The organism is Halomonas sp. MS1 (assembly GCF_024182575.1).
Lineage (GTDB): Bacteria > Pseudomonadota > Gammaproteobacteria > Pseudomonadales > Halomonadaceae > Vreelandella.
On sequence record NZ_CP098926.1, the window covers coordinates 4,576,776 to 4,591,204 of the forward strand.

General features: G+C 50.2%; 12 protein-coding genes and 1 other annotated feature. Of the genes, 3 read left to right on the plus strand and 9 right to left on the minus strand.

Annotated elements, in window-relative coordinates:
* Positions 1 to 172: 172 nt before the first annotated feature.
* The 3 genes from NF683_RS21075 to NF683_RS21085 all read right to left on the minus strand — a co-directional run bounded on the left by NF683_RS21075 (position 173) and on the right by NF683_RS21085 (position 3,704).
* Entirely contained in the window at positions 173 to 1,393 is a 1,221-nt protein-coding gene (locus NF683_RS21075; protein ID WP_193085556.1) for a glycosyltransferase family protein, read from the minus strand.
* Positions 1,390 to 2,343, minus strand: a complete 954-nt coding sequence (locus NF683_RS21080) for an HAD-IIB family hydrolase (protein ID WP_253920915.1) — start codon at positions 2,341 to 2,343, stop codon at positions 1,390 to 1,392. The genes NF683_RS21075 and NF683_RS21080 overlap by 4 nt, the downstream gene beginning before the upstream one ends.
* A 347-nt stretch (positions 2,344 to 2,690) precedes the next feature.
* A complete protein-coding gene (locus tag NF683_RS21085) occupies positions 2,691 to 3,704 on the minus strand; it encodes an OmpA family protein (protein ID WP_089037405.1) in 1,014 nt (337 codons plus the stop codon).
* Between the two features lie 160 nt (positions 3,705 to 3,864).
* Between NF683_RS21085 and NF683_RS21090 the strand changes: the two genes are divergently transcribed.
* The 3 genes from NF683_RS21090 to NF683_RS21100 are packed head-to-tail and all read left to right on the plus strand — an operon-like array spanning position 3,865 to position 6,051.
* A complete protein-coding gene (locus tag NF683_RS21090; protein WP_089037404.1) occupies positions 3,865 to 4,575 on the plus strand; it encodes a hypothetical protein in 711 nt (236 codons plus the stop codon).
* Between the two features lie 4 nt (positions 4,576 to 4,579).
* Complete coding sequence (locus tag NF683_RS21095) at positions 4,580 to 5,173, plus strand: FlgO family outer membrane protein (RefSeq protein ID WP_253920916.1); 594 nt, start codon at positions 4,580 to 4,582, stop codon at positions 5,171 to 5,173.
* A 41-nt stretch (positions 5,174 to 5,214) separates the two neighbouring features.
* Positions 5,215 to 6,051: a glycosyltransferase family 32 protein gene (locus tag NF683_RS21100; protein ID WP_253920917.1), complete on the plus strand. Its 837-nt coding sequence runs from the start codon at positions 5,215 to 5,217 to the stop codon at positions 6,049 to 6,051.
* A gap of 78 nt (positions 6,052 to 6,129) precedes the next feature.
* Here the strand turns inward: NF683_RS21100 and NF683_RS21105 are convergent, their stop codons facing one another.
* From NF683_RS21105 to NF683_RS21130, 6 genes are all read right to left on the minus strand, one after another.
* Entirely contained in the window at positions 6,130 to 7,308 is a 1,179-nt protein-coding gene (locus tag NF683_RS21105; protein ID WP_253920919.1) for an O-antigen ligase family protein, read from the minus strand.
* Between the two features lie 404 nt (positions 7,309 to 7,712).
* Positions 7,713 to 7,925 (minus strand): DUF6447 family protein, encoded by a 213-nt coding sequence (locus tag NF683_RS21110; protein WP_089037401.1) that lies wholly within the window; start codon positions 7,923 to 7,925, stop codon positions 7,713 to 7,715.
* Positions 7,926 to 8,024: 99 nt separating this feature from the next.
* Positions 8,025 to 8,585 carry a hypothetical protein gene (locus NF683_RS21115; RefSeq protein WP_089037400.1) on the minus strand — a complete coding sequence of 187 codons (561 nt, stop codon included), beginning with the start codon at positions 8,583 to 8,585 and terminating at the stop codon, positions 8,025 to 8,027.
* 202 nt (positions 8,586 to 8,787) lie between these two features.
* Positions 8,788 to 9,576 (minus strand): SapC family protein, encoded by a 789-nt coding sequence (locus NF683_RS21120; protein ID WP_253920920.1) that lies wholly within the window; start codon positions 9,574 to 9,576, stop codon positions 8,788 to 8,790.
* A 133-nt stretch (positions 9,577 to 9,709) separates the two neighbouring features.
* Complete coding sequence (locus NF683_RS21125; RefSeq protein WP_253920921.1) at positions 9,710 to 12,730, minus strand: DUF4214 domain-containing protein; 3,021 nt, start codon at positions 12,728 to 12,730, stop codon at positions 9,710 to 9,712.
* Positions 12,731 to 12,889: 159 nt separating this feature from the next.
* Positions 12,890 to 14,106, minus strand: a protein-coding gene (locus tag NF683_RS21130) for an IS3 family transposase (protein ID WP_253920403.1) whose coding sequence is annotated in 2 segments (ribosomal slippage) — positions 12,890 to 13,821 and positions 13,821 to 14,106 — 1,218 coding nt in all. Because the reading frame shifts where the segments join, the coding sequence is not laid out codon by codon here.
* Positions 13,715 to 13,831, minus strand: a sequence feature (AL1L pseudoknot). It overlaps the preceding gene by 117 nt.
* Positions 14,107 to 14,429: the final 323 nt, after the last annotated feature.

A 14,429-nucleotide genomic window follows, 5' to 3' on the forward strand; every position in this document is an offset into this window, starting at 1 on the left:
GCGAGATAAAAAAAGCACCTCGCTGCCAACGAGGTGCTGTGATGAGAGTGACATTATCGGTTAAGCGACATTCACCAGCTTCTATCTACTTAAAGCCTTATTTACTTCTAGACCTGATAAGCTCAACCAACTGATAAATTTAAATATTCCTAGAAAAAATAGGCATGGAGCGTTAAACCTCACCCTGGTTATCAAGTTCTACCGCTTCATGCATACGGGCTAGCACGTCAGGCATCGCCGCTTGCACACGGTTCCAACTGGGAATGAAGGGACGTTCGCGGGGGTTATCTAAAAACAGATTGCCGGCTTCTAGCAAATTGCTGGCAAATAGCTCCACTGCCTGTTCTTCACAGTGGCGATCTAAACTTAGTCCATTCATTGTTGCGTCGTGATCATAGGCTTCAATGAGGTCTAAGGCTAAACGGTAGTAGGTTGCTTTGAGCGTCCGGAAATCTTCGCTGCTAAAGCTAACCCCTTGGGTAGCCAGCTTACGATACAGCGCTTTAGCGATATCCAGACTCATTCGGTTCAAGCCACTGGTCGCATCCTCTTCACTAACGGGCTGATGCTTATGGTCATAGGCGTCGGCAATATCGACCTGACATAGCTGACGATGGGAGTAGTTACGCTGCAACTCCGACAGCACGCCGATTTCCAATCCCCAGTCAGCGGGAATTCGGATGCCCTCAAGTACATCGCTGCGCATGGCAAATTCACCGGATAACGGGTAACGGAAGCTGTCTAAATAATCCAAATAGGGTAACGGGCCACAGACAGTTTTCAAGGCACGTAGCAGCGGCGTCACCATCAACCGAGAAACACGCCCATTGAGCTTTCCTTCGGCAATACGCGGGTAATAACCTTTACAAAAACTGTAATTAAAACGAGGATTCGCGACGGGATACATAAGGCGCGCTAGAAGGCCACGGTCGTAGGTAAGAATATCGCAATCGTGAAGACCAACAGTGGTCGAGCGACCTGAACTAAGCACATAGCCAGCGCAATACCATACGTTTCTTCCTTTACCTGGCTCTAATGCCCCCAAACCATGACGTTCTAATTCTTGGTCGATGGCGCGCAAGCGCGGACCGTCATTCCATAAGATTCGAGTGTGCTGGGGCAAGCGCGAAAAGAACTCCCGTGCATATAAAAACTGATCCCGGTCTGCCCTGTCCAAACCAATGACAATTTCATTGAGATAAGGCACTTTCACCAGCTCATCAACAATCGCCGACAGCGCAGGCCCTTCCAGTTCAGAAAAAAGCGAGGGTAGAATTAGCCCCATCGGGCGGCGTTTGGCAAACTGGCAAAGCTCCTGTTCAAGGGCTTCAACTGGCCGGCGCGTTAAGTTGTGAAAATCGGTTATCACACCATTTTGATGAAAATCACTCATACGCTAGCCTCCCGTGACTTGTAATCTGATGCAGCGATGTCATTCACTGGCGTCATTTTTAGACGCCCGTTATCTCGCCCCCACCAGTGGGCTACCCCCTCAGCCCAGCCAGTTGGCCCAGTCGCGTTTGTTCGATATAGCGCGCTGTTGTGCGGCTCAACGTTAAGTGCGTGGCAACCTCGAATCACCACCGCTTGATCGACAGTTTCCAGCATCGTGATATCGTTTGGACCATCGCCCAAGCCCAATGACAGTGGTTGGCTGCCTCGTAATGCAGTAAATCGCTTGATTAGCCACTCTACAGCACCACCTTTGTCAGATAAGCGCCCAATCACATGCCAAAAGCGTCCCCCTTGAGTGAGTTCAAGGCCATCGCCTTCAAGCGCAATGCGGAACGTTTCAAGTGCAGCTGCATTATCCTCCCAAATAAGCGGCTCACTCCCCTCCCGCTGCCGCGCTGCTTTCGCACGGGTTTCATCAAGCCCAGTTAAAGCCATTACCTGCTGAAGACTTAAGTCGCCCATGCGGGTAAACCGAACACCCAAGCGCTTACGCCAAACGTTTAGTCGCGCTTTAATGAAGCCACTATCAACGCCGGTGTGTTTAATAACGACGCCATCCCGGCCATTACCAGGGCGATCTAAACGCGCATGACACCAACCAGGCGGCAGACCAATAACGGCGCCATTCTCAGCAATAAAGGGGGTCGCCGTTAGCCCAAGGGCTTCCCGGAGAGGAATGAGTTCAGCGCGAGTTTTACTGGTAACCGGAATGACCGGAACCCCTAGCTGTTTAAGGCGGGCAAGCCAGGGCTTGGCAGGTGAGAAATCATAACTGTGGTGATCTAGTAATGAACCATCCAAGTCGGTGACTACCAAACGCGGTTGAAGCGCTGGGTCTATTGGTGACTGAGCATCACTGGGCAACGCAGTATGCCTTTGTTCGGTCATAGCACCACCTTTTTGCAATCTTAAAAGTCGTTACACACGCTCACTTTTAGATAAGCAACCAAGCAGTTTGTATGCCAATACAATTTTATTGTTAATAATCAGAAGATTGGCTCATAAAAACCAGCTGTCTTTTTATAAGCACCAAAACAACGCAATCTTGACGCACCAAAATAGCGCGCAAATAAATTGAAAAAAATTCGACAAGCCCTTGGCAAAAGCTCACAAATAGCTATACTCAAATTGTACCCACTGGCAACCTTGTACACCCCTCACCTGATACCAGTGGGCTGCAGTGAGACAAGCCCTTTCATACCCGCCTCCCCGGCGGGTTTTTTTTGATCTATTCCCTAGTCAACGTGAATAACCACCTCAACGCGACGGTTTCGCGCTCGCCCTTCAACAGTATCGTTATCTTCTAGCGGCTGGGTTGCGGCTAGTCCAACCGCTCGTAAACGCTCCGGAGCAACCCCTGCGGCTTCCAGTGCCTCAACGATCGCAATCGCCCGCGCACTTGAAAGCGCCCAGTTGGACGAAAACTCTGGGGTATTGATGGATTGGCTATCAGAGTGCCCCTCCACCCATACTTCCCCCTCGAAGCGCTGAATGGTATCCATCAACGACCCCACTAGCGTTGAGCCCCCTTCTGTCAACTGAGCATCGGCAGAGGGAAATAGCAACCGATCTTGTACACGCAGGCTGATCCCTTCGGCAACCCGGGAAACTTCAACGCCTTCCAAATTAGGTAGATACGTCGAGGCCTCCACACGCTCAGCCAATCTCTCATCAAGTGCTAATGCGCTATTCATCGCCACATCAGACACTTTTTGTACATTAATAGGTGGGCGATCGGTGAGCACTACCATGTAATCCGCCAACGGCGAAACAGCCTTACGCTCATCGGTAGGCAGCAGCAACTGCGGAAGACTACTAGTGACAGCCGATGGCTGCGTATCTATCGAGTCCTCTTCAATCCGCGCCAATAAAGGAGGCACCTCCACAACAGCAGTGCGAGCTTTAGGCAACCCTGCCACACCCAACGCAGCGCTAATCGCAAACGGGCTGAGCGTATCACTACTAGGTGATACACCGAGTACCGTGCGCTGCTGGCGGACTTCAGCAAGCGCATCCGGCAAGGGTATTTCTCTAGCAGGTGACGACTCATAGCCGTACTCATCGGCTGTTTCTTGCTGAAACAATGATGGGCTTGTCACATTTGCCGCAGCAATAATAATAACGAACAGGGCTACCAGTAGCGTCATGATGTCAATATAGCTAATCATCCAACCGCTATTACTTTCATCTTCTGGATAGGCAGTTAGCAGTGAATCATGGCGCGGACCAGCGCGGTGGTCTTCAAGCATGGGGGGGTTCACTCATTCAAGTTTTTAACCTCGTGGCCGATATAGGGTAAGCGTGGCAAACTAGTCTATCAAAAGCCGTTTCGTAGCGAGAAGGAACAATCAGGTGCGCACCCGACCTATGTCATCAAGAACTGCTTCATTATCGACAATGTCACCATCCATGGTTCAACTATTGCGCCCTGCCTGTATTGGACTGGCGAGCCTGGTGCTAAGCGGCTGCTTTTATGCCAACACATCGCAGGCCCCCATTGCGACTACCTATCCTTATAGTGAGCAGCAGCGCATGCAAGCGGCTCAGCACTGGGAAGTGCTAGCCCAACACGAAGCGGCAGGCATTCTTCGCAGTGAACGGGTTCGCTTTAGAGACCTGCATATTCCAGCGCAAGAGCATACGTCAGTTAGCGCCTACTATGGTGGCGAATTTGAACGTGGCTTTCGTACGCTATTAACAAGCGAACTGGTGTCGCGTGGTGGAAGCGTGATGACACACCCCAGCACTGGCGGCGCCACCGTCCAAGTAGACGTTGAAGTTGTTGAGCATCGTGATCGCGGCTATATACGCCCACCGTTTGGTGCTTACACCGCCCTTGCCGGTGGCGTGACCGTGGCTAGCATGGCACTAGGAAACTGGAGCGAACCTGCACTTGCATTAATTCCCGCGGCGATGGTGGCAGATACGACCAGCGGCAGTTGGACTTATGAGGGCAAAGAGGAGGTTATCATCACTACCCAGATCGTTGATAATGACCGCATTCTCTACTCCTCTTCTAATATTTATTACATAAATGCTGGTGATCGACGTCACTATGCACCACATCGTGTTCCTCAAGCGCCTGTAACCCCTACTGTTTCTATCACCAATACTTGGTAATTACATGCTTTCACTCTCTTCCTCTCTTTCTCCACTGCGCGGCTTAGCAGTTGGCGCTCGCCTGCTTATCGCTGCGTTGCTTATGATGTTTTTGGCTGGTTGCACTGCACTTGGCAATAACAATGGCACGCGAAATGCCGAGCCTCAGCCAGATCTCTCCGAACTAGCTCATGAGGCTGCCGCGCAAATGGTCGCCAGCAACCCGGACCTTACACGCTATAGCCCGATGATTGCGGCTACTTTTGTAAGTATTGATAACTTAAGCCAATCATCTACATTTGGCCGTATTAGCTCAGAAATTATGGCGTCTGCACTTGCAAGGCAAGGCATGCAGGTACGCGAAGTCAAGATGCGTGACAGCATGTTTATTGAAGAAACCGTTGGTGAATTAATTTTATCCCGCCAAGTCCAACGTCTTAGCGCCCAGCACAATGCACGCTCGATACTGATGGGTACTTATGCACAAGGCCAGGACTATCTCTATGTGAGTGCACGAGTCGTTCGCGCTGGTGATGCGATGGTGCTTGGCAGCGCTGACTTTAAGCTGCCGCTGGATAATAACACCCGAAGCTTATTGGAAGGCCAAGGCGGCTGGTAGCCGATTCACCTCTTGCCGCGATACGAATGAAAAGGATGAACATGCCCACCCGCACAAGCAAACCACTTATCGTGGCCACTAGTCGCTTGATAAAGCTATGCGCAAACATTACCAAGCTGCTTAGCTATATTTTTCATGCCGTGCTGCCGAACAAGCGCTTCACGCTGCCAGCCTATGCCGCGCCCTGGCTGAAACCTAAAAACAAGTCGACTATTCCTCGTATTATTTGGCAGACCAACTTCACTAATAGAGTGACTCTTCCGGTTTACCTGAACTACTTGTTTAATCGTCTCATGGCCCCTCGTTTCGAATATCGTTTCATGATTACCGACGCGCGGAGTGACTTCATTAAAGAAAATTTCGACGACGCCCTATTCACCAGCTATTCAAAGTTACAAATTGGTGCGGCGCAGGCTGATTTTTGGCGCCTCATGGTACTTTACAAATACGGCGGCGTTTACCTTGATATTGACGCACATGCCATCTGGCCGCTTTCCCGTGTTGTCCCTGGTGATATTGACGAACTCTACGTCACCACCCGTAAAGGTGAGCTGAGCAATTACTTCATCGCCAGCAAACCAGGTAACCCCAACCTACGCAGATTGATTGATCAAGTGCAGCAAAACATTGAAGAGAACACTCTCACCAACGTGTTTGAGCTCACTGGTCCTGGCGTATTCATTCAGCTATTAGATCAACGCACCGTCCCCACAGTGTCATACCGTCACGCCTGCAACCAAGGCAATTTTACTAACGAGCACTTCCAGTATATTGATAAAAAAGCGGGCAAATGGACCAGGGAGCAGAAAGAAGTTGCAATTGTAGCTCCTGAAACCGTAGAGCAATCCACAACTTCGCCGCATAAAAACGACTCATAAGTTAATAAACGTCGGCCTATATCCAGCCACAGCTGGTAATAAACCGACGTTTAGACGATTCAGCTTTATAACATTGTTCTAGCCTTGAAATGCTCTACTGTAAGCACTGTAACATCCCCATATAACAGCTAACCAAAACGCATAAAACATTGCACCGCTATTATGGGCTAAAAAGGTCTGGGAAAGCCCAAAGTCAATGAACGCAACCGGAAGCAGCGTGCCCGCCACCGCTAATGTTCGTATTTGCAGGTTCTCGTGCACCAGTCCAGAGGCAAACATTTTAAGCGGCACCATGTAGAGCATTACAAGCACAGCCAACCCCACTACCCCTCTCTTAGCCAGCGCATCGATAAATTCATTGTGCGCATGGCCAAATTGAGCCGCCACTGGAGAGATACTGTGTTGCTGCCCCAAATTAAGCATCGCCGCTTCATACCCCGACTCTCCCCAGCCTAGCAGCGGACGCTGAATAATTAATTGCGATGCCCCACGCCACATTTCAAAACGTAGCCCAAGAGAGGTATTGCTCTCCTCGCCTGAAACATAGAGGCTGATATCGCTAATCGCCGAATTAACGCGCTGCTGAACCCCCGTCTGAGGCAGTACAAATACCAACGTAGCCAGTGTCACAACCAGCCCAGCCACACTCACTTTTAACGCCAACGGTAACTGACGGCCAAAACCACGATAAAGAACATAGCCAATGACAGGCAGACCCACCCAACCACCACGGCTACCTGACATCAGCGACCCCAGCATTCCCAGCAAAGCCCCTAGCAACAGTAAAACCACCCAAATAGCGCGTCGACGCTGAAGTACCGCCCAACCTAAACCTGCTAGACATAACACCCCCATCAACATGCTTAGATTGCCAAACTGGATGGGATGTAAATAGCCGCCAACACGCTCTATTCCATTGCCAAACCGTTGCCATAACCCCCAGCTACCTGCTCCTATGGCACCCAGCGACAACCCGCTCCATAACCATGTCTGGCGTGGCGGAAAGCGCAAAATGAGTAGCAATACCGGAATGGCTAGCAAAAAGCGTAATGGGCGATCAAAGCCCTTAGCGCCTAGATCTATAATGGACAGCCCCCCCACAACAACTCCGTAGACCACTAAGGTCAGAATTATCCAGCGGTCTTTTGAAGTGAGTGAATAAGGCGTTTGCAAAAACAATAGGGAAATGCTGACAAGTAATAACAACAGAGGGCCAATGGAATAACCCGATGGAACAATGAGGGCCAAGGCTCCCATTAGAAACACCGCAATCCCAGTAACACTTCTTAGTGACTCAGAAGGAAAAAAAGACGACTAAACATAAAGGTAGGCGACCCAGCGGTTATATGGAAACCACGAATAGTAGCATAACCACCCACCTGAAGATGCCACAGCCATGCTCAATATAAGAGACATGACGATGGTATCGTTAGATAGCACACAGTCGGGAGCAATAGGGGGCAAATAAAGTAGGTGGGCAAGCAAAGATAGGGGGCCTGAGTATCCTCCGGCACCCTACCCCACTAACGCGCATAAAGTTTCTTATATCACTGTTCGAGCAGAACATTTAAGCCATTACCCTGCTCCTGGATCAATAGTCCACTTCCAGGAACAGCGCTCGCCGAGGTGCTGCGCACAGTACAAAAACGCTGCTTTATGGTTTAGTGCTTGCGCTGCTCTGGCAGCTCTTTTTTGAGTGCATTTGCGTAGGCAGCGCGAGCTGTTTGAGCAATAGCAAGCTGCTGGTTAAGGCGCTGAATCTCTTGGTCTGTAAGACGAAGATTTGTCAGTTGATTACGTGCATTTTCAGAGAGATCGGAAAGGTTATATTCCTGACCATCAATAGTGACTGTCTTGGCTTCTTGCTTTTCCATAAAAGCTCCTTAATAAATCAAAATAAAATTTAATGCGACAATATCGCCATATTTTTTCTATTACTTATCGATCATAAAAACGATATATAAAATCACCGATCACTTGGAAAGTGATCGAGAATTCAGCATTTCAAATAAACGACCAATGTTAGCATCACTAGGCAGACGTTGTGATGGCCTGGTGGGATGGCGAAGCGCAAATTGGCTTAGCGTTTTAGCCTGTATAACACTTGCCATTGACGCCACTCTACAACGCCAAGTGAAGTGACAGGCTGAAGAGCTGTCAACCGTCACCTCTCCCCAACCAACAACGCCAAGCCCTTTAATATATACGACCAGCGTATCACCTTCCTGATAGCTATGCCCGCCCGGTACAGCGTGTAAAGGGCATGACACATCAGAAAGCTCAACCCACTCTCTTGGCACCGTATGCCAATAACATCGGCCCGCAGGTATACCGAGAGGCTTAGGTAGTGCACTTAGCAGACGCTGCTGGCAAAGCGTTCGAGCCATTGAGTAATGCGCCAATCGCTCACGCAGCTCTGCAATATGCGCGTCTACCTGCTGAAGGTTCACCAACTGAGCACGCGCACGCGAACTCAGTACCCACGTAGGGTATCGACGTCCTTCCAGCACGACGCTTTTGGGCATTTTAGACATTAGGCTCCAATCTCGTCGCCTTTAAAATAAGCGCCATATTCTACTGAATTCAACTCGCTTGGTAAAAAATCTTTTTTCAAAGCCAAGCAGCAACCCTATAAAGCTAAATTTATTCAGTAAAAAAGGCAAAACGTCGTCATGAGCGAGATATTGCTCCCCATCGAACCGTTAATTCAGAAAGCAAGAAATTAATCAATCAACATCAATCATCAAAACTCAGTTGTAGGTCATCACTCTCCTCAAACCACTCATCTAAGCTTTCAACATTCGGCGCAGCCGTGTGGTGTAGGCGATAAAGTTCAGCTAGGTTATTTAGACGATGCTGAGATAGCAATTGCGCATAGGCAAGACTAAGCCCGCCCGCATCACGCAACGTTGATAACGCTTCGGGCGCTAGGGCATTAAGCCGTTTTTCGTCAATGCGATATAGCCCTTCGACTTGCTGAACTTGTTCATTATCGCCTTGTGTTTTCAGCGGCCACGGCTGAATTAGCTGCTCATTTGCCAACGCATTAACTGCACGAGCAGCCAATGCTTGCCCCTGCATCACTTTGTTTAAAAAGCTACGCAGCTGCTTTAACGTCTCAGAATCCTCGCCACTGTCATTGAAACAGCGCTTGCCCTGCTCACCGGCATTTGCTAGCCAGAGACCACTATCCATATCAACACAAAGCGACCACTGGCGCTGGTTTTCGTTAGGTTGTAACCGGAAGGGATAAGCACGATACAGCGCCGGAATATATCCCGTTAGCCAGCGACCGTTTGGCGCCACACAAAGATTAACGTTTTGAGTCAATGATTGAACAGCCACCAACTGATAACGACCCGCGCCCACCTCACGAAATGCAAGGGGAACCGACTTCAGAATGTGGGGCACTTCTTCCAATGATACAGCGACTAACGTTTGATCAGCGGCAAAAAGATAATCCGTATAAGGCAACCAACCACCCTGAGCATGCTGATTAGCATCTAGTGGTACATATCGTGACATATGCTTACCTATTTATATTTAGACAAATTAGTAAGCCCCACTTAGCAAGCTAAGTGGGGCTTATGTGTACAACAGATGCTTATGACAGGTGACCAACTTACTTAGTAGTCACCCATCATTTGAGCAGTGTCGCTTAGGCGATGTTGGTATCAACCAGCGCCAGAGAGTCACCGAAGTCCAGAGTACCAACCAGCTCTACAGTGTAGCTAGTAGAGTCGTTTGCAGAGTTGATATCGAAGACTTTGTACATGCCCTTGTTACCAGACTCAACCATCACGATGCTATCAACACGGCCGTTATCGACAGTATTGCCAATCGCGTCACGGATATCATCGGCATTCAGGTTACCGAAGGTAGTGTCCGCATCGAAGTCGGCTGCATTGAAAGACACGAGGTTAACTTCATCATTAGCAACGTTGTAGTCAGTTGAACCGACAGTTGCACGGTTAACACCATAGCTGGTGAAGTCAAGGATATCGTGACCATCAACGTCACCAACGGTGAAGTTAACGATATCGTTGTTGCCGAACTGATCGACCAGTACTAGCGTGTCATTGCTGAATGCGCCTGTACCCAGTACAACAACATCGTTGCCAGCACCAACGTCAATGGTGTTGTCGCTCTCAGCTTCGCTGTCAGCTCCGCCATTCGTTTGACCAGCAACATCAGAATCTACCTTCTCACCGTAAAGCGCATTGATAGCCGCTAGGCCATCGGTAGAGGTAGTGTTGCTGTTATGATCGCGGAAGGAGATATCCAGCGCGTCAAGGTTGTTGCCATCGATCAGCGATTCAATGTTCAGGATGTTGCCATCGCCATCGAATGCTTCCAGCAGGTTGGCAAGCACGTGGTCGTTATTAACCGCGTCTTTGATAGCCTGGTTAACCTGCAGGGTGCTGATAGTGTCGCCAGTGTTGCCACCGTCGGTGCTCGGTACGTCAACCCATACGGTCTCGTGGCCTTTAAAGGATACACGAACCTGGATGTCAGCACCTTCGTCAACGCTGAACGTCTGCTTAACGCCATTAGCAGTATCGGACAGCGAGGTATCGCTGTTGGAGACATCTGTCGGCATTGCGCCAGCAGCGGCAGTGGAGTTGAACTCCCAACGATCGTTACGGTAGCCAGAGTTGTCAGCATAGACAACATCGTTACCTGTGCCTGTACCGATAACGGCATCGCCTGCACCCCAGGTGCGAACAACATCGTTACCTTCGCCAGTGGCGATGGTCAGGTTAGCGTTCAGCTGCTGATCAGAAAGGTCAGCCAAGTCGTCGAAGCTAATAGAGTCTTCAAGAGTAATGAATGTCTCAACGACATCATCACCGGCACCAGTGTCGACTACAACGTTAGCATCTTCACGCGCCATCAGCTCATCAGAAAGCGCCAGAGAAACCTGGTCGTCGCCTGCAGCGGTGGTGTAGTTGAAGGTAGCGTTGTCGCTCTTCGGATCGACGTCATCGTCCATCGCATCCAGATCACGCGCCACTACGTCTTCAGTGATGATAGCGTTCAGCTTGATGTCGCCGTTATAGCTACCACCATTGAAGTCCTGAACGTCAACCAGACCGTAAGCTGTTGTGTCAGCGCCAACCAGATCAGCTAGACCAAGAACAGCTTCGCCATCCTGCTGACCAACGAGGAATGAACCTTTACCTTCCAGGTTGATTTCTTTCAGGAACTGAGAGCCATCAACATTAGCACCGGTATTTCCACGACCAGCAGAGTCAGACTCCAGACGCGTCAGCCAGACAGTGTTGTCTGCAGTGACGTTCATCTGCTCAATACCCTTGTCGGAGTTAGACTGACCGACCAGGTTGATGGAGCCGCCTTGTGAACCGTAACCAATGTTATCCAGATTCAGATTGGTTTCGATCAGCTCCTGAATGCTTTGCGGCGCTTCAGTGCTCTGCTCACCGTACAGGGTGAAGCCACCGGCAGAAGCGTCTTCGCTGTAGGTAAAGTTACCACTTTCGATCTGACGACCTTTGCTGTCGGTCAGTACCAGGGTGGTACCTGAAACCTGAACACCTTGGTCATCTTGAGCGCGGAACTCGCCGCCCAGAGTGGCTTGGAAGCCTTCCAGAAGCGGATCGTCGCTAGCAGCAATCGCGTTTTGTACCGCAGTCAGCAGCTCAGGGTAAGTTTCTGCAGCGAAGATGTCTTCAGACTGCACAACAACTGTTTCGCCGCCGACAGAGAAACGGAAACCGTTAACCGGCAGGTCACCCAGCGGACGGTTGGTCTGCGCGGTACGCAGGTCAAGCAGGTCAATAAACAGCTGGGAATCCGCGCTGCGGTCTTCAGCGGTCAATACCGGGCTCAGGAACAGGCCGTTGTACTGCTCACCTGAGTGCAACTGGTCAGCCAGATTGAAAGTGTAGTCTTTAGAGCTGGTAACTACTTGGCCAGCTTCGTCCCACTCGATTTTGCCAATATCGCTGACGGTAGTACCACCAGTGCCATTTTCAACGGCAACGTAACCGCCGTCGGCGTCTTCGGTGCCAGGAACAAACACTAAGCGACCTTCATCGTCGATAATGAAAGAACCATTACCGCCAACAGAAGCTGTGTTGTTGAAGTCGATGTTGATGGTTTCGGACGGTTCGCCGCCGTCGCCGTCACCGTCGCCACCGTCAGAAGGAATACCGGCAACAACCGGGCCTAAGTCCAGTGCATCAACGTCGGTATCGGCATCGATTGTTGTCAGGAATTCAGCCGCGTAATCATCAGCTGCTTCACCTGAATGCTTATCGCCAGCTGCCACAGTGTACTTATCTGCTGCTGCTACTTTTGCTTCCAGCGCAGAGGCATCTTTAGCGTCAGTATCTGTCGCGTTCTGAACGATTGTCAGAGCGATAGTCGCCAGATCTAATTCACCAGACTCAAGCTTTTCGGTGTAAAAAGCCAGGCCTTCAGCATCAGCATCACGACCAAACGCTTGCTGATAAATACCGTTAACCAGTTCTTCGTTGTCTAAATCACCAAAACGCTCTGTGAACTCAGCAGAGTTACCGAAAGCGCTAATGGCGGCGTCAATTCCGTTGGCTTCAATTTCTTCTGCCCAAAACTGCAAGCCAGCTGCGTCAGCCGGACGGCCGTAATAAGCTACATACAGTTGTTGAGCCAAGTTCAAATTCTCTTGTGTTGCCATGGGACTATAGTCTCCTTGCTTAAGAAAGATACCACCTACGATAGGCGGCTCTTATCACCTTGAGCGCTCAAGGTATTTCTAGGTTCCTCAAATAGTGCAGTTTCAGCGTATGGTACGAACTGAACCGCCCCGGTTATTCCGGAGACCGGTTTGTTTGAGTCAGGCAGCTTCACCCGACTCTTCCAGTTGATGATAATACGTCCTTTCTCGTTCTGCTGGTGGAACGTTTCCGATGGGTTCCAGCAGTCGGCGGTTGTTGAACCAGTCAACCCACTCCAGCGTGGCATACTCAACGGCATCCAGTCCCCTCCATGGGCCACGATGATGGATCACCTCCGTTTTGAACAAGCCGATGATGGTTTCAGCCAGCGCATTGTCGTAGGAGTCGCCGGTGGTGCCGACTGAGGCATTGATACCCTCGTCAGCCATACGCTCGGTGTAGCGGATCGAGAGATATTGGCTTCCCCTATCACTATGGTGAATCAACCCTTGCCTGTGTTTTCGTGCCCACAGAGCTTGCTCCAAAGCGTCCAGCACCAGTGCCGTTTTCATCGATGTCGCTACACGCCAACCCACAATACAGCGTGCATAAACATCAATGACGAACGCAACGTAAACGAAGCCAGACCAGGTAGCGACATAGGTAAAATCGGCCACCCAAAGCTGATTAGGACGCATGGCCGTAAAGTCACGTTTCACTAAATCAGGTGCTCGTTTCTGGCCGGGATCACTGATGGTCGTGAAGGGTCGTTGGCCTCTCACCACGCCACGAATTCCAAGGCGGCGCATGAGCCGTTCTACGGTGCAACGAGCAACATTAACGCCTTCACGGCGGAGTTGCCGCCAGACCTTACGGGCACCGTAGACGCAGAAGTTTTCCTCCCACACCCGCTGAATCTCAGCAGTAAGAAACTCATCCTGCCGATACCGGTCTGCCCGCCGTTCAGGATCAGTTTCAAGTGCCTTGTGGTGGTAATACGTCGATGGGGCGATTGGCAGTTGGCTACAAATCGACTCGACCCCGAACTGAGCACGATGCTCGTCGATAAATGACACCATCAATTGGGTTTGCGGTCGAGCTCCGCCTGGGCGAAAAAAGCAGCCGCCTTACGGAGGATTTCATTGGCCCGCTTCAATTCGGTGTTTTCACGCTCTAGCTGCTTGAGTCGTTCATGTTCAGACAGGTTAACCGAGCTGTTTTCCTGCGTGAGTTCTGTGCGTTTGCACCAGGCTCTCAAAGTCTCTGGTGTACAACCGAACTTGCTGGCAATGGAGCAGATCGCCGCCCACTTGGACGGGTATTCGCCTTGCTGTTCAATAACTAAACGAACAGCCCGTTCCCGCAATTCCGGGGAATATCGTTTTGGTGAGTTCATGACTTCATCCTCTCAAGATATGAAGTCTCCGGTAAAGCCGGGGCGGTTCAAACCTATACTGCTGATACTCTTACACTACATAACAGTAGCTGGAACACGCCTAATGTAATGTCACGTACCAAGATAAGTCAATCTCTCTGCGACGGTAGCAAGAACTCCACAAGCTACTTACAAATTACAAAGTACGTACTCAATGTCAAAACTTACCTTAGGCCGAAGCACTAAAAGTTTTCGCGCTACCATTGAGCCAGCGGTGTCAGAACCTTTCCATGAAGTAAATTTTCGAAATCTCACGTTTTCGAACACTGGTCGCTAATAATCAG